Source organism: Chitinophaga sp. 22308 (genome assembly GCF_052045305.1).
Classification (GTDB): domain Bacteria; phylum Bacteroidota; class Bacteroidia; order Chitinophagales; family Chitinophagaceae; genus Chitinophaga; species Chitinophaga varians_A.
On sequence record NZ_JBQEOP010000007.1, the window covers coordinates 387,364 to 403,068 of the forward strand.

A 15,705-nucleotide genomic window follows, 5' to 3' on the forward strand; every position below is an offset into this window, starting at 1 on the left:
TGTGTTGATTTACAGTTTTTTCTGCTGAAAACAGATAAGGGCAAATATAGCCATTTCAGGGCTTATTATGGCCTAAAACCGAAGAAATGTGAATAAAAACATCATTGTGTTAATCAATTATATAGCGCAATCGATATATGACTGATTTTTCCCATAACGAACAACCATTTTTTGCTTTTCTGCGTTAGTATGTGTAATGGTTTAATTTTACTTTATCTAAAATATGTATAAATAGGGAAATATATCGAAAATTAAATATTGGCAAAGTATTTGTTTTTAATAGACTGATAATCAATAGATCGAATCACTCAAACCTGGTTTTTGGGCGGGATATGCACCGAATTTTACTGTCAGTTCAAACATTAACATCAAAAATGCTGTTATTCCCCTGATTCTTAACCTTTTCTTAAAGAAACTATGAAGAATATTCTGTTGTTTGGGGCCGGAAAATCGGCGACCAGCCTGATCGACTATCTGCTGGCCAATGCACCTAGACAAAAATGGCATATCACGGTGGCGGACCATGACCTGATGCTCATCAAATCCAAAACAGGCAAGTCTTATTATGCCACCCCGGCGGCCATCGACATAAAAGACCAGGCGGCCCGGCAGCAGCTGATACAGGAAACAGACCTTGTCATCTCCCTGCTCCCTCCCCACCTGCATATTACCGTGGCCAAAGATTGCCTGCAGTTCCATAAAAACCTCCTCACCGCTTCCTATATCGATCCTGAAGTACGCAAACTCGAAAAAGACATTGAAAAAGCCGGGCTCCTGTTCATGTATGAAATGGGCCTCGATCCTGGCATCGACCATATGTCTGCCATGAAACTCATTCACTCCATTGAGAAAAAAGGCGGACAGATATTTTCGTTTAAATCCTACTGCGGCGGCCTTATCTCCCCGGAAAGCCTGGACAACCCATGGCAGTACAAGATCTCCTGGAACGCCCGCAACGTAGTGATGGCCGGCGCTTCCGGCGCCATCTACCGCGAAAAGGGCAAAACCCGCGAAGTGGCGTACGAACAGCTCTTTGATCATAACAAAACCATCCAGGTGCCCGGACTGGGCAAACTCGCCTACTATCCCAACCGCGATTCCCTCGGGTACATGGAGTCCTATAAACTGGAAAACATTGCCACCTTCATGCGCGCCACCCTCCGTTTCCCTGACTTCTGCGAAGGATGGAACGCCCTTATCAAACTGGGCCTCACCGGTGAAAACGGTAAAATACAGACAGACCACCTCACCTGCTTCGACTGGGCCACACGGCATATTGAGGGAGTTGACAAACAAGCCGGCCATGAAGAAGTAATGGCCAGGTTCCTCAATGTCAGCAGCAAATCAAAAGTGATCCGGCAGCTGAAATTCCTTGGTCTGCTCAACGGCGACCAGATCAACCTCGGTGAGAAAACAGACGCGGAAGTGCTGCAACACCTGGTGGAAGATAAACTGAAGATGGAACCCTCTGATAAGGATATGATCGTGATGATGCATGAGATAGAATTCGAGCGCCGCAACATGGCCACCCGCATGCACAGCTACATGATCACACAGGGAGAAGACAATGTGCGCACGGCAATGGCCAAAACAGTAGGACTGCCGCTGGGCATCCTTGCCAAACTGCTGCTGCAGGAGAAAATAACCCTCACCGGCCTGCGCATCCCCGTGATGCCGGAAATATATAACCCGGTCTTAAAAGAACTGGAAGAATTTGATATCCGTTTTGAAGAAAGTTTTGAGTAGACGATATGATTATCCTGTGATAAACACTAACGGAGAAGAAAGGACTCGTGAGAGCTCCCCGCATGCAACGGGGAGCTTTTATTTTTTACAAAAGCGTGAGCAGCTCTGCCACGCCGGCCGTAGCCGGCTTTTCGATACTGATGATGTTATTGCATCCTTCCACGGAAGGCAGCTTTTTATCGATCAGGTACACGACAGCCTCCGGCCTGATATAGTTCAGCAGACTGGCAGCAGGATACACCTGTAAAGAAGTGCCGATCACCACGAAAATATCCGCCCACATCACTTCACGTACCGCCTGCTCTATCATGGGCACCGCTTCACCAAACCAAACGATGTGCGGACGCAGCTGGCCGCCATCTTCAGCGAGGTCGCCCAGGCGGATGTCTTCCTGTATGTCGAAGATGAGTTCTTCATTTTTTACACTGCGCATTTTGAAAATCTCTCCATGCAGGTGCAGCACGCGGGAAGAGCCCCCACGCTCATGCAGGTCGTCGATATTTTGCGTGATCACCCGTACGTCGTACTTCGCTTCCAGTTCCGCCAGGCCCGTATGGGCTGCGTTGGGCTGCGCATTTTTTACATCACGGCGACGGCTGTTGTAGAAGTCGAGCACCAGCCCGGGATTGTTTTGCCAGCCTTTGGGGGAAGCCACTTCGTATACGTCATAACCTTCCCATAAGCCATCGCTGTCACGGAAAGTCCGGAGTCCACTTTCTGCGCTGATGCCGGCTCCGGTCAGCACCACTAATCTTGGTTTCATATGTTTTGTGTCGTTTAAGTGAATCAGGCTGTTGTGACAGATGGGTTGTTCTTTCTCCAACGCCTTTTGATAAATATAAATAGAAAAACGGCAACCAGCATCAAAGGCCACCAGCCAATCACATCTATTACGAGGCCCAGTATATTGTTCCAGCCGTTGCGGAGCGCCAGTCCCACCCGGGGAAAGAACCCCGGCGCTTCCGGTGCTGATAAGGCCAGTACCTGGTAATATTCAAGATGAATGGTGCTGTAGCTCACCTGGCGGTCCATGTACAGTAGCCTTCCCTTCGCTGCTTCAATCTCCTCACGGATGGATTTCAGCTGTGCTTCCACTTCCAGCACGTCTTTTACGGTACGTGCCTGTTTCAGGATGTCGAGATAACGTTGTTCTGTGGCCACCCTCGTCTTCATACGGGCGTCCAGGTCCACATACTCCGCCGTTACGTCCTGGGAATTGATACTTTTTTCATCCAATCGGGACACGCCGCTGGTGAGCCTCTCCACGCAACTGTCGAATGCCGACGCCGGCACTTTGATATCGAGCTGGTTACGTTTTTCCGTACCGTCGCCATGTTGAGTTTCTGCTAAGATATATCCGCCGGCCTTACTAACGATACCGGCTACACGCTTTTTAGCAGCAGCAAAATCATCCACGGAATAAGTGATACGGGCTGTCCTGATAATTTTCTGTTCGGGAGCGGGCTGGCCGGAAGAAGCGTCATCCGGCGCTAGGTATCCGGCCTGTTTGGCATCCAGTAAGCCGGCAGGCGCCGTTTCGTCTTTAGCAATGGCCGGGGCTTCTAAACTGACAGAGGCCGCAGGTTCGGGTTTATGGCTACAAGCTGCCAGCAGCCAACAAGCGGAGATAAGGGTTAAGTACTTCATTATAATGGAATTTCCGGTATGATGCGAACAATCCGGAAACTCCATAATCAAATAAAAATCTATTTCATGCCTCCCATTTCCAGGATCACGTCAAACTGATCTTTGGTAACGTCGCATACCGACAGGCGTCCCTGGCGGATCAGCGATAGGTCGGCAAGCCTTTTTTCTGCTTTCATTTCAGCGAGGGTAACGGGCACCTTCAGCTTTTTGACCGGCTTCAGGTCTACCACTACCCAGTTTGGGTCCGGTGTGGTAGGGTCCTGGTAATGTTCTTTGGCCACTTCAGCGATCCCCACTACGGCGAGGCCTTCATTGCTGTGGTAGAACAGTACCTGGTCGCCTTTTTTCATGGCCTTCAGGTTATTGCGTGCCTGGTAATTGCGCACGCCGTCCCAGAAGGTCTTTTTATCTTTTACAAACTGGTCCCACGAATACTTGAAAGGTTCCGATTTGACAAGCCAATAGTTCATGTGTAAGGTTTTTGGTTTACCATCCACTCGCCAGTACATCGGCGATGTGCATCACTTTAATAGGGGTACCGTGTTTACGGATATAGCCATCGAGGTGCATCAGGCAGGAAAGGTCGGTGGAGATGAGGTAATCGGCGCCGCTGTTGACAGCGTTGTTTACCTTCTGCTCGCCCATTCCTACAGAGATGGGTTCAAACTTGACCGAGAAAGTACCGCCAAACCCGCAGCAGACTTCACAATCATTCATTTCTTTCAGCTCCAGGCCTTTTACTTTTTCCAGCAGTTTACGGGGCCCTTCCTTGATGCCGCATTCGCGCAAAGCGCCGCAGGCGTCGTGATAGGTGCCCACTCCGTTGAGCGTAGCGCCGAGGTCTGTTACATGCAATACGTCTGTGAGGAATTCGGTGAATTCGTAAAGGTTTTTGCGCAACAGTTTCACGTCGTTATGAGCGGCGGAATTATCAAACAGTTTGCTGTAGTAATTGCGGACAAACCCTGTACAGGAGCCGCTGGGGGCCACGATATAATCGAAAGTCTTGAAGTCTTTAACAAATTTGGTGGCTACTGATCTGCATTCATCCTGATAACCGGCATTATAGGCAGGCTGGCCACAGCAGGTCTGCTCCGGGTTATACATCACGTTACATCCGAGCTTCTCCAGTACTTTCACCATATTGAAAGCGGTTTCCGGAAACAGCTGGTCTACGAAACATGGTATAAATAACTGTACATTCATCATAAAATCTTTTAGCGGTTCCATTGGTTGCGCAGAGGGCCGGTTACGCCGGGGGCTTGGGCAAAGGCCGACAACCATGGTTATGGTGCTAAACTCCTCTCGCCAGGTCTCTTTGTAACGCGATCATCTTTAATGCGGTGATGGCAGCTTCCTCCCCTTTGTGGCCGTGCGCTCCGCCCAGTCTGTCGAGGGCCTGCTGCTCGTTATCGACCGTCAATATACCGAATATAACGGGAACGGGCAGTTGAAGGTTCAGTTGCAGGATACCTTCTGTAACAGCTTTGCACACATAGTCAAAATGCGGGGTTTCGCCGCGGATCACGCAACCGAAAGCAATAATAGCGCCAGGTTGCTGACCGGTGCCTTTGGTGTTTTCCCAATATTGTTTGCAGGCGTAAGGCAGTTCAAACGCGCCCGGCACTACGATTTTATTGGTTTTGGACACCTTATATTGTTGCAGTGATCTTTCGCAACCGGCTACCAGTTCGTTGACGATAGTGTCATTCCATTCAGTATACACCATAACAACACTGGCATCCTCCAGGTTGAGAATGCCAGTATCATTTAACAAGCTTTTATTGTAATCAGACATACATTCAATTTGGAATTACGAATTACGAATTACGAATTACGAATTGAGGGTTGTTTTTAGAAAGTTACTAAGTAACCGCGCTACAAAAGAACTCTTAATTCGTAATTTGTAATTCGTAATTCGTAATTGATTAATTCCTTACGTCTCCCAGTCTCGCCAGGTACTTGTCCATTTCACGGCCTTCGTTGGTGAGGGGGAATTTCTCTTTAATTTCTTTATAGATAGAGATGGCTTCCTGTGCCTTACCTGCTTTTTCCAGGGCCATGCCGGCACGGAACAGGTAAACAGGGGCAGTCAGCTCATTATCATTATAGTGACCTGCTTTTTTATAGGATTCGATACCTTCAGCGGTTTTGTTGAGCTCCATATAAGCGTCACCGATCAGGCCCAGTGCAGTAGGCTGCAGCAGCAGATCGTCTGAGCTAAAGGATTTCAGCATGTCGATACCTTTCTGGTATTCGCCCATACGGATGTAGCATACGCCAGCGCTGTATTTTGCGAGATTACCGGCTTTGGTGCCGCCATATTTGTTTACTACCTGTAAGAAACCGTAGTTGTTACCATCGCCATTCAGCGCCAGTTTGAAGGAATCCACTGCAAAGTAGTTCTGCGCGTGGAAGATCATTTCCTGGGCTTTGTTTTCGTTGGGTTGTTTAACGAAACGGTTATAGGCGAAGAAACCGCCTACCCCCACTACTACTGCCAGCACAGCAATAGTAATGACATTTTTATTTTTAACGAAGAAGTCTTCCGCCTTGTGCATGGACTGTTCCAGGTCAAAATTTGTTGCAGGTTGCGGCGTGGTGGCTTTATCTTTAGTTTCTGCCATTTTAAAAGGTAATTGTGATTGCTTGGTTATTTAATAGGTATCAATGAACAACAGTTAGCTTTCTGCCTTTTGAAGAAAAGGTAAAAAGCTAACTGTTGCGTACTATTAAGCTTTAGTCAACGATGAAAGGATAATCCTGCTGCACATAAACGTCTTTCAGCAGCTCATCGTCAGACGGCCAGGGGGATTCTTCAGCGAACTGAACGCATTCTTCCACTTCCGCTTTCACACGGTCGTTGATCGCTTCAATTTCAGCTTCAGTAGCCCATTTGTTTTTCTCAATAACGCTCAACACCTGGTTAATCGGATCTTTCTGTTTGTACTCTTCCAGTTCCTCTTTAGTGCGGTATTTAGCGGGGTCGCTCATGGAGTGGCCACGGTAACGGTAAGTTTTGATTTCCAACAGGGTTGGGCCGCCATTTTCGCGGGCACGTTTTACCGCTCTTTCCACACCTTCGTGTACGGCTTCACAGCTCATACCGTCGATAGAATCGGCCGGCATTTCGTACGCGTCAGCGAGCTTATAGATATCCAGTACGTTGGAGGTACGTTCTACAGAAGTACCCATGGCGTACATGTTGTTTTCACAAATAAAGATCACCGGCAGTTTCCAGGTCATCGCCATGTTAAAGGTTTCATGGAGCATACCCTGACGGGCGGCACCGTCACCGAAGAAACACAGCACCACGTTGTCAGTACCCTGGTACTGCTCCGCCAGCGCCAGGCCCGCACCGGTACCGATCTGGGCGCCTACGATACCATGACCGCCAAAGAAGTTGTGCTCTTTGGAGAAGAAGTGCATACTACCTCCCTTACCTTTTGAACATCCGGTTGCTTTACCATACATCTCCGCCATACAAGCCTTGGCAGAAATACCCTTGGCAATTGCCAAAGCGTGGTCACGGTACGCGGTGATAAATTTATCTTCCGGTTTCGTCGCAGTCATTGCACCAGCAGCAATTGCCTCCTGACCGATGTACAGGTGACAAAAGCCACGGATTTTTTGCATTCCGTACAATTGGCCTGTCTTTTCTTCAAAGCGGCGCAGCAAAAGCATCAATTCATACCAGTACAGATATGTCTCTTTGGTGAATTTCGTCTTCACGTCTGTTTTAGTTTGCACTCTTTCTAAATTTGTTGGCAAATATAACAGGAAAATCCTAAAATGTAAATATCAAATCCAATTAGTATTAAATTATGCAAATTCATCAATTTCAAACAGTTTTGCATTTAATTGCAGTTTATTGAGAGATAAAGGCCCACAGACAGGGATCTATATCAGTTACAGATATTGCAGAATTTGCATATTTTTTTATACACATAATTAATTTCTTTGCTACGTATCGGTAAAATATCACTCGTACAATTTAAAAATTATACCCGGCAGGACTTCCGGTTCGACCAACGGGTGGTGGGCATCACCGGAAGAAACGGCTCCGGCAAGACCAACCTCCTTGACGCCATCTATTACCTCTGCTTCACCCGCAGCTATTTTACCAGCAATGAAAGCCAGAACACCCAGTACCTGACCAACGGCTTTCGTCTGGAAGGCTACTTCGACAAACAGGGCCAGCCAGCCAAAATAGTATGCACGGTAAAAGACGGTAAAAAAGAAGTATCGCTCAACGATGAAAAATACGACCGCTTTTCCCGCCACATCGGACAATTCCCTGCGGTGATCATTGCACCGGACGATGCGGAAATCATCCTCGGCGGCAGCGAAGAACGCCGTAAATGGCTCGACACCCTCCTGTCACAGCTGTATCCCGACTACCTCGAACACCTCATCGCCTACCAGAAAATACTGGTACAACGCAATACGCTCCTGAAAAACATGACCGGCGCCGGCGAAGAACACAGCCTGCTGGATGTGTTTGACGAACAACTGGTACACCATGGCATCCCCGTCTTCGAACAACGGAAAGCTTTCCTGACAGGCTTTATCCCCCAGGTGCAACAGCTGTACGACTACATCTCAGGCACACACGAAGTGGTGAACATCCGCTACCAATGCACCCTGCAGGAAGAAGACTATGCGGCCCAGCTGCGGGCGGCCCGCTTCAAAGACCTTCAGCTGCAACGTACTTCCACCGGCATTCACCGCGACGACCTGCTGTTCCTGCTCAACGACCATCCGATGAAAAACAGTGCCTCACAAGGACAACGCAAAAGTTTTCTCTTTGCCCTGAAACTCGCCCAGTTCGAAGTCATCAGGCAGTTCAAACAATTTGCGCCCCTGCTCCTGCTCGACGATGTATTTGAAAAACTGGACCAGGAACGTGTTACCCGCCTCATCTCACTGGTGGCCGGCCCTTCCTTCGGCCAGGTCTTCATTACGGATACGCACGCAGAACGCCTGCAGCACAGCTTCGAAGGTACAGGCCAGACAATACAGCTTATCAGCATTTAGGGATTTTCTGATCAGTTTTTTTTTAGTTGGCTGACAGTGAAAATTTATCACCATAACAGACAAATCTAAAAATACCCAAATCAAAAAATCCCTAAATATTCGTAGCTTTGACGCCATGCGCCACGGAACAACCAGTATCGGAGATGCCCTCCGGGAATTTATGAACAAAAGCCGCCTTAAACCCCGTCTTACTGAAGTTCGTATTCAGGAGAACTGGGAGAAAATTATGGGCAAAACCATTGCGCGCTACACACAAGGCATCCAGCTGATTGAGCAAAAACTCATCATAACAACTTCGGTAGCACCCTTAAAACAGGAATTAACTTATTCCAAAGACAAGATCATCAAACTGGTGAATGAAATGTTGGGGGAAAATGTGGTAAAGGAAGTGATGATCCGATAGTGACAGTTATCAGTTGGAGGCAAACTGATGGATCAGGCGGTTGATATCAGCTATTTTGAGGCTTGTTTGCACGTTGACCATCAGAAACTCATTGTCTTCCTGGATCAGCATTACCACGTTGCCCAGTTCATCGTCCTTTCCTTTATTCAGTATGTGTACCAGAGTACCTTTGTCACGTACTTCCATCAGCGTTTCAAACTGATCTTTTGTTTGCAGCTTTTCCATAAGCGCTGCTACGTCTTCACTGCTAACATTGGCCCCCCGCGGATTTTCGATGGTATGCACCCTGAGCTTACGGACATTTTTTAAAACGGGCCGCAGCGTCTTTACATCTTCGTCATTCGGCACGAACGACATCACAAACCCCGCCAGCCGCAACGGAAAGCTCCCAACTCTAACGCTCACCACATCGGCCTTGCCCCGGTATTTGTTACGGAATTCACGCAGCGACTTGTCCTGGGCCACTAAGGTGGACACACCGGCCAGCAGTAAGCAACCTCCTAAAAATAATTTTTTCATCGTTATTTCTTTTTAAGGTTTTTGAGTTTGTCCATACCCTGGATGTTGACAGAGTTTGCGATCTGTGATATTTCATTCAGATCAATGTCTCCCACCAGGCTCATGGCCAAAAAGTCATTGGTACCGCCTACGAGCATAATCAGCTCGTTAATGTTTCCCCGGCTGTTTTCCTTTACCATAAACTTCAGATCGCTGTCTTTGTCCCTTACGGTCATCAGCTCCTCAAAGTCGCCGGTCAGGAACACAGCTGCTTCCTTGTACAGCCGTTGTCCGTCCTTCGTGTTGTCTTTGGCGAGAATGCGCAACCCTTTCAGTTTCTGTACCACCCTCATCAGGTTTTTGGCGTCGGGATCGTTCATGTCCAGTTTGGAAAACATGGAGAACATTTTGGGCGTGATACTGACCAGGGTAAAATTCCGGTCGTTTTCGTACTTCTGGAAAAAGCGGTCTATGCTACTCTGCGCGAAGAGGTGCATACTGGCAAAAACCGCTACCAGCAATAAAAGTGAACGTTTCATCTTCTTCTGGATTTTATATCAGGTTTTAAAATGGGCATATTTAATTAGCTCCTGTAATCAGGCCGGTCGCTTCGTTGAAGTAGGCCAGCTTCTGCATTTTGTCTGTTCCCTTGTTCAGGTTCCTGGCCAGCAACTGCAACGCTTTCTTCGTTTCCAGATAAGCCATCCTGGTTTCCTCTTCCTCTTTCTGCTGCTGTATTTCCGCGATGTGGACCTTTATCTCCTGCCGCTGGTGTTGTTTCATGGCATAGCCTATGCCGACAGCCATCAGCAATATGGCCGCATACTTCATCCAATGACGGAAAGGCGATAGCGGCACGATCTTAACCGCCCCGGTTTCAACCGGCATTGCTGGTCTGGGAGACCGTTCTTCCAATTCCTGTTCGTTTTCCATTTCTTCGCGGAAGAAGCCAAATAACGGGGCTGCTTCCTGCAACGGCTCCGGCATATCAGGGTGGGACTCGCTGAAAAACCGGCGTAGCAACGCCTCTTCCTCCAGGGTGGTTTCCCCTTCCCAGTACCGGTCCAGTAACGCGATGATGTGATTATAATCCATATACCTGTATGTTTTGAAGTTTCTCCCGCACCGCCTTGCGTGCCCGGTGCAGGTTGACTTTTACGTCGTTCATGTCCAGTTCCAGTATGTCAGCGATTTCCTGATAGGAATAGCCATCCATGTCCCTTAACTGAATGATGGTCCGGTATTTCTCCGGTAACTCGTGAATGATCCGTCTTACTTTTACCATGACGTCATTTTTCTCTGCCATGGTATGAGGGCTGTGCTGGGCCGATGGTACTTCTCCTGCCCTGTCCAGTTCATCAGCAAGACGGTATTTCCTTGATTTGATTTTGTCCAGCGCCAGGTTGCGCGTGATGCGCATACACCAGGCTTCCATATTCTGCAGCTCCGGCATCTTCTCCTGCTGGCTCCATACCTTCATCAGGGCATCCTGTGTAATATCCTGCGCGTCCTCTTCGTTGCCCAGCAGGCGGTATGCAAAGCGGAAAAGCTTTTGCCTGACGGGAACGACCTGGTTAAGAAATAAGTCCAATGACATGCGGGATATTGCGTTTTATAATGAGAAGACGACTCACAAAAGACGATGTTACAACATTTCTAAAAAAAAATTCCCAGGCCTTCGGGCCTGGGCTATGATATCATTATAAATAATTGGTTGTAAACAGATTATAGTTTAATACGCGGGTCTACTACCGAATACAACATATCTGCCAGAATATTGACCAGCACAAAAATGCCTGCGGTAAACAGGATAGCACCCATGACCACCGGGAAATCGAATTTGTCGAGCGCATCTACCGTCACCTTGCCGATCCCCTTCCAGCCAAAGATGTACTCCACAAAAAAAGCGCCTGCCAGCAGTTCAGCAAACCAGCCTGTGATGGCGGTGATCACCGGGTTGAGCGCATTACGCAGCGCATGGTGCCAGATCACTACCCTGCGGGACAGCCCTTTAGCGTAGGCCGTGCGGATATAGTCCTGATGCAGCACATCGAGCATAGCGCTGCGGGTGAGCTGCACGATAATAGCCAGCGGACGAATGCCCAGGGTAAGCGCGGGCAGTACCAGGTTGCGCAGGTTCAGCACCCTGCCCCGGAAAGGATCTATATCGAACAGGCTGCCGGTCATATGCAGGCCGGTATAACCGCTGAGCACAAATCCTAACAGGTACGCCAGTACGATACCGGCAAAAAAAGAAGGCGCCGAAATACCAATCACACTGGCAAACACCGCGCTGGTGTCCATCCAGGTGTTTTGTTTGACAGCGGACAACACGCCCAACCCTATACCGGCCACCGTGGCGAAAAGCATGGCCGCAGTGGCGAGCAATAATGTGCCCGGCAGCGCTTCCGTCAGGATTTCCCATACCGGCTTCTTGCCCTGATAGGAACGGCGCAGATAAGGTGTTTTAAGCACCAGTATCTTTTCGCCTGACAGGTGAGCGAGGGTCACGTAATGCAGGTTTTCCGTTGCTTCCGCCAGTGGATGCACGCCCACAGGTGACAGATCATTAAGATAAAGCAGGAACTGCACCCCTACCGGCTGGTCGAGGTGCAGTTCTTTACGGACGTTTTCAAGAGAAGACACATCTGCCCGCTGACCGAGCGTCAGCCGGGCCGGATCGCCGGGTAATACATTGAACAGGAAAAACACCACTACCACCACGCCCAGCAGTACCAGCAACCCATATCCTGTTTTCCGGAGAAGAAAGCGTAACATAGTGTCTTACGGAATATCGTTATAATGCCATTTACCTACAATGGTGCCTTTTTTCAGTTCGATCAGGCATGGATTGGCCCTGCCGGCTGTTTTGATAGCCACGCCGTCCATCTGCACGAAAGGAAACTCCAGCCCGTGCTGCTGTTTAAAAGCAGCAATCTGTTCTTTGGTAGATGCTGACACGCCATAGATCAGTATTTCCTGGTTCTTCCACTTCTGCTGCAGGGCTTTCATTTTGTTGTCCCAGCCTTCTCCGGCTTTCTCCACATTCTGTACGAGGAACAGAAACACGGTTTTGTCTTCATTGAGGATGGCCTGGGTTTGATTAACGCCGTCCGCATCTGTGAGGATGAAGTCTTTGATGGCCGGTTCAGCATTCCCTTTTTTGATCAGTTTATCTTTGCGGTCCACAAATTTCCAGGTACTGTCTGACCAGGGATAGTTGTCGGCCGTGAATTCTTTTTTCTCACCGTTTTTCTCATAGATGAAGATCATCTCGTACACATCGGGAGTGGCGCCGGGAGGAAGTTTCATCTTCTCTGAGATGTTATTGCCCACTTTATAGGGCAGGCAATCTATAAACGGCAGATGGCGAAGGGTGTACCATTGCACGCCAAACGAAGCAATCGCCGACAACAACAGCACCAGTCCCGCTCCTTTAAACAACGGCTGTACACTTTTACGGTAGATGTAAATCACCAGTATCATGACCAGCAGGGCCACGTCTTTCCAGAAAGTCTGTTCAGCAGTGAGTTTGATACAATCGCCGAAACAGCCGCATTCGCGGATGGTGCCGCTGAAGAGCGCATAACCTGTAAGGAAGGTAAAGAACAGGATCAGCAGCAACAGCAGCACAGAGAAGATACGCATACGGTATCCTACCAGTACCGCCACGCCGGCAATGATCTCGAAAGCGTTCATGATCACTGAGAAGGCAAGGGAATAAGGCGACAGAAAAGTAAGGTGCAGCACCTCAAAGAACTCTTCCATCTTATAACTAAGGCCCAATGGATCGTTGGCTTTGATCAGGCCTGAAAAAATAAACAGCACTCCTACAATAATCCGCAATAGGTTCAGGACAACTTTCATAAAATAGTTTAATGGTTAAGCAATGAATTCTAGTTCAGGGCTGAAGCCCTGCGCTATGAACGTTCAGGGCTATCCTCACTGATTTTGATCAGTGCAAACAATGCATAGTTGATGATGTCTGTATAGTTGGCATCGATACCTTCCGAGATCAGGGTTTTACCCTGGTTACGGAGAATCTGTTTAATACGCAGCAGTTTGGTCAGAATGAGGTCCACGAAGGACTCCTGGCTCATGTCCCTCCAGGCTTCGCCATAGTCGTGGTTTTTATCTTCCATCACGGCCTTTACCTGTTGAATGTATTTGCTATAGAGCTGTTCCACTTCTTCCACGGGCAAGTCCGTATAGGGGTTGCCGTTTTGTTCCATTTGAATAAGCCCGATCACACCGTAGTTGACGATCCCTTTGAATTCACCTTCGATGTTGTCTTCCACTTTCTGTACGCCTATCTCCTGCAGGTTGCGGATACGCTGCGCTTTGATAAAGATCTGGTCTACCACTGAAATGGGACGTAATACCCTCCAGGAGGTGCCATAATCTTTGGTTTTTTTGATAAAAATGTCTTTGCAGCCCGCCACCGCGGCATCGTATTGTGCTAATGTATTCATGGTCCTAAACGTAACAGTTCCTTACACCCCAAGGCGCAATCTGATAAAGATCGTAAACAAAACGTACAAATCAAAGTCTGTGATCTTTAACCATTTTGCTGCTTTGCATGTGTAATTCCTTTATTTTGCATTACTTAAATTTGTGAACAGCGATTCAGAGGGCAAAATAAAGAATAAAAACCATTAAATGAGACCACACCATATCAATACCTTACAGGAACCGTCCATCAATTGCCGGGGGCAGCTGTTATCGCTGGCCAGGCCGGTAGTGATGGGCATTATCAATGTTACAGACGATTCCTTTTATGAAGGCAGCCGGATGCATGGGCTGCACCAGGTAGTGGAGAAAGCCGGGCAACACCTGCAGGAAGGCGCTGCCATACTGGACCTGGGCGCACAAAGCAGTCGTCCGGGCGCCACCATGCTGGGACCGGAAGAAGAACTCAACAGGCTCCTGCCGGCCATCCATGCTATTCTGAACCACTACCCCCAGGCCATTATTTCGATCGACACCTGGTATGCCGCCGTCGCGGAAAAGACGGTCCACGCCGGTGCCGCCATCATCAATGACATCAGCGCCGGTGACCTGGACAAGGACATGATCCCTTTGGCAGGCCGCCTGCAGGTGCCTTACATTGCGATGCATATGCAGGGCGAGCCTGCCACGATGCAACATAAACCGCAGTATGAAAACGTGGTGCGCGAGGTACTGGACTATATGGCCCGCAAGCTGGCGCAATGCCGTGCCGCAGGCATCCGCGATTTTATCGCAGATCCGGGGTTTGGTTTCGGGAAAACGCTGGAACATAACTACGCCCTGATGAAGGACCTCTCCCTTTTCCATCAGATACTGGGAGTACCGGTACTGACGGGCATCTCCCGCAAATCCATGATTTACAAACTGCTGGGCATCACACCAGCGGAAGCCCTCAACGGCACCACCGTGCTCAATACCATTGCGCTGCTGCATGGCACCCATCTGCTGCGGGTACATGACGTTAAAGCAGCCGTAGAAGCAGTCAGGATCACAGAGAAAATGAAAGGCAATTAAATCTTAGTATTTTTACAACTATGAAGGAAGTAATACAATTTTATGGATATGAGTTTCGCTGGCTGAATGTTTTGGACCTGCTGATCGTAGTTTTTCTGATTATACAGTTATATCGTCTGCTGAAAGGCAGCCTGGCTTTCAATATTTTTGTCGGCCTGCTGATGGTATACGCAGCTTTCTTCCTGGTACGGGCGTTACAGATGCCCATCCTCACCAGTATCCTGCAGAACTTTATCAACGTCGGCATCATTGCCATCATTATTATATTCCAACCCGAGATCAGAAAGTTTCTGCTGGTGCTGGGCAAAAAAACACCGTTGAGCAAAGACAGCTTTCTGACCAAACTGTTCCTGCCCGACAAGTTCAAAAGCTATAAAGACGAAGAAAACATTATCAACGAGGTGATTGTGGCCGTGAGCCATATGCAGGCCACCTTTACCGGCGCACTGATCGTGATTGCCACCACCTACCGCCTGAAGTTCGATACCGCTTCCAGCATCACCATCGACGGTAACGTCAGCGCCAAGCTCATAGAGAGCATTTTCGACAAACACAGTCCGTTGCACGACGGCGCACTGATCATTGTCGGCAATAAGATCCTGGCTGCCAAGGTGATCCTGCCTGTTTCCGAAAACCCCAACCTGCCTACGCGGGTGGGACTGCGCCACCGTTCAGCCGTGGGGATCACGGAGCACAGTGACAACCTTGCCATTATCGTTTCCGAGGAAAGAGGCACCATCGCCTATGCACAGGACGGCAACCTGGTGACGGATGTTTCGCTGGAAGACCTTAAAGTAAAACTCTATGAGGTGTTGATCGATGGTTATGCGTGAGAGAGTTAACGTAAACGG

The 15,705-nt window shown here is 48.7% G+C and carries 19 protein-coding genes; 5 read left to right on the forward strand and 14 right to left on the reverse strand.

Going from position 1 to position 15,705, the window contains the following annotated elements:
* Positions 1-417: 417 nt before the first annotated feature.
* Positions 418-1,746: a saccharopine dehydrogenase C-terminal domain-containing protein gene (locus ACTJJS_RS27605; protein WP_168874247.1), complete on the forward strand. Its 1,329-nt coding sequence runs from the start codon at positions 418-420 to the stop codon at positions 1,744-1,746.
* 85 nt (positions 1,747-1,831) lie between these two features.
* On the opposite strand, the gene ACTJJS_RS27610 is transcribed toward ACTJJS_RS27605, so the two are convergent.
* The 7 genes from ACTJJS_RS27610 to pdhA all read right to left on the reverse strand — a co-directional run bounded on the left by ACTJJS_RS27610 (position 1,832) and on the right by pdhA (position 7,143).
* On the reverse strand, positions 1,832-2,509 hold the full coding sequence (locus ACTJJS_RS27610; protein WP_440666693.1) for an SIR2 family NAD-dependent protein deacylase: 678 nt from the start codon (positions 2,507-2,509) through the stop codon (positions 1,832-1,834).
* Between the two features lie 23 nt (positions 2,510-2,532).
* Complete coding sequence (locus ACTJJS_RS27615) at positions 2,533-3,393, reverse strand: DUF4349 domain-containing protein (protein ID WP_440666695.1); 861 nt, start codon at positions 3,391-3,393, stop codon at positions 2,533-2,535.
* Between the two features lie 59 nt (positions 3,394-3,452).
* Positions 3,453-3,863 (reverse strand): EVE domain-containing protein, encoded by a 411-nt coding sequence (locus tag ACTJJS_RS27620; protein WP_168874250.1) that lies wholly within the window; start codon positions 3,861-3,863, stop codon positions 3,453-3,455.
* A gap of 16 nt (positions 3,864-3,879) precedes the next feature.
* On the reverse strand, positions 3,880-4,602 hold the full coding sequence (locus ACTJJS_RS27625) for a (Fe-S)-binding protein (RefSeq protein ID WP_247655067.1): 723 nt from the start codon (positions 4,600-4,602) through the stop codon (positions 3,880-3,882).
* Positions 4,603-4,687: 85 nt separating this feature from the next.
* Positions 4,688-5,191, reverse strand: coding sequence for a 6,7-dimethyl-8-ribityllumazine synthase (ribH, locus tag ACTJJS_RS27630; RefSeq protein WP_168874251.1), 504 nt, complete (start codon positions 5,189-5,191; stop codon positions 4,688-4,690).
* A gap of 130 nt (positions 5,192-5,321) precedes the next feature.
* Positions 5,322-6,020, reverse strand: a complete 699-nt coding sequence (locus ACTJJS_RS27635) for a tetratricopeptide repeat protein (protein ID WP_168874252.1) — start codon at positions 6,018-6,020, stop codon at positions 5,322-5,324.
* A gap of 112 nt (positions 6,021-6,132) precedes the next feature.
* The gene (gene pdhA / locus ACTJJS_RS27640) at positions 6,133-7,143 is read right to left on the reverse strand and encodes a pyruvate dehydrogenase (acetyl-transferring) E1 component subunit alpha (RefSeq protein ID WP_317166455.1); all 1,011 of its coding nucleotides are present in this window, start codon (positions 7,141-7,143) and stop codon (positions 6,133-6,135) included.
* Positions 7,144-7,353: 210 nt separating this feature from the next.
* Here pdhA and recF point away from each other — a divergent pair, with 210 nt between their 5' ends.
* The gene (gene recF / locus ACTJJS_RS27645) at positions 7,354-8,430 is read left to right on the forward strand and encodes a DNA replication/repair protein RecF (RefSeq protein WP_440666697.1); all 1,077 of its coding nucleotides are present in this window, start codon (positions 7,354-7,356) and stop codon (positions 8,428-8,430) included.
* A 115-nt stretch (positions 8,431-8,545) separates the two neighbouring features.
* On the forward strand, positions 8,546-8,833 hold the full coding sequence (locus ACTJJS_RS27650; RefSeq protein ID WP_168874254.1) for a DUF721 domain-containing protein: 288 nt from the start codon (positions 8,546-8,548) through the stop codon (positions 8,831-8,833).
* 9 nt (positions 8,834-8,842) lie between these two features.
* Here ACTJJS_RS27650 and ACTJJS_RS27655 read toward each other — a convergent pair whose 3' ends face one another.
* The 7 genes from ACTJJS_RS27655 to ACTJJS_RS27685 all read right to left on the reverse strand — a co-directional run bounded on the left by ACTJJS_RS27655 (position 8,843) and on the right by ACTJJS_RS27685 (position 13,803).
* Entirely contained in the window at positions 8,843-9,352 is a 510-nt protein-coding gene (locus ACTJJS_RS27655) for a DUF4252 domain-containing protein (RefSeq protein WP_440666700.1), read from the reverse strand.
* A gap of 2 nt (positions 9,353-9,354) precedes the next feature.
* Positions 9,355-9,870 (reverse strand): DUF4252 domain-containing protein, encoded by a 516-nt coding sequence (locus ACTJJS_RS27660; RefSeq protein WP_168874256.1) that lies wholly within the window; start codon positions 9,868-9,870, stop codon positions 9,355-9,357.
* Positions 9,871-9,910: 40 nt separating this feature from the next.
* The gene (locus tag ACTJJS_RS27665; protein WP_440666702.1) at positions 9,911-10,426 is read right to left on the reverse strand and encodes a hypothetical protein; all 516 of its coding nucleotides are present in this window, start codon (positions 10,424-10,426) and stop codon (positions 9,911-9,913) included.
* Positions 10,416-10,928 (reverse strand): RNA polymerase sigma factor, encoded by a 513-nt coding sequence (locus ACTJJS_RS27670; RefSeq protein WP_169226394.1) that lies wholly within the window; start codon positions 10,926-10,928, stop codon positions 10,416-10,418. The genes ACTJJS_RS27665 and ACTJJS_RS27670 overlap by 11 nt, the downstream gene beginning before the upstream one ends.
* Positions 10,929-11,056: 128 nt before the next feature.
* On the reverse strand, positions 11,057-12,109 hold the full coding sequence (locus ACTJJS_RS27675; RefSeq protein WP_440666704.1) for an ABC transporter permease: 1,053 nt from the start codon (positions 12,107-12,109) through the stop codon (positions 11,057-11,059).
* 6 nt (positions 12,110-12,115) lie between these two features.
* Positions 12,116-13,198, reverse strand: coding sequence for a BT_3928 family protein (locus ACTJJS_RS27680; RefSeq protein ID WP_440666706.1), 1,083 nt, complete (start codon positions 13,196-13,198; stop codon positions 12,116-12,118).
* Between the two features lie 53 nt (positions 13,199-13,251).
* Positions 13,252-13,803, reverse strand: a complete 552-nt coding sequence (locus ACTJJS_RS27685) for a DUF1599 domain-containing protein (RefSeq protein ID WP_168874261.1) — start codon at positions 13,801-13,803, stop codon at positions 13,252-13,254.
* 187 nt (positions 13,804-13,990) lie between these two features.
* On the opposite strand from ACTJJS_RS27685, the gene folP reads away from it, so the two are divergent.
* Both folP and ACTJJS_RS27695 read left to right on the forward strand, forming a co-directional pair.
* On the forward strand, positions 13,991-14,854 hold the full coding sequence (gene folP / locus ACTJJS_RS27690) for a dihydropteroate synthase (RefSeq protein ID WP_440666708.1): 864 nt from the start codon (positions 13,991-13,993) through the stop codon (positions 14,852-14,854).
* A 20-nt stretch (positions 14,855-14,874) separates the two neighbouring features.
* On the forward strand, positions 14,875-15,687 hold the full coding sequence (locus ACTJJS_RS27695; RefSeq protein ID WP_168874263.1) for a diadenylate cyclase: 813 nt from the start codon (positions 14,875-14,877) through the stop codon (positions 15,685-15,687).
* Positions 15,688-15,705: the final 18 nt, after the last annotated feature.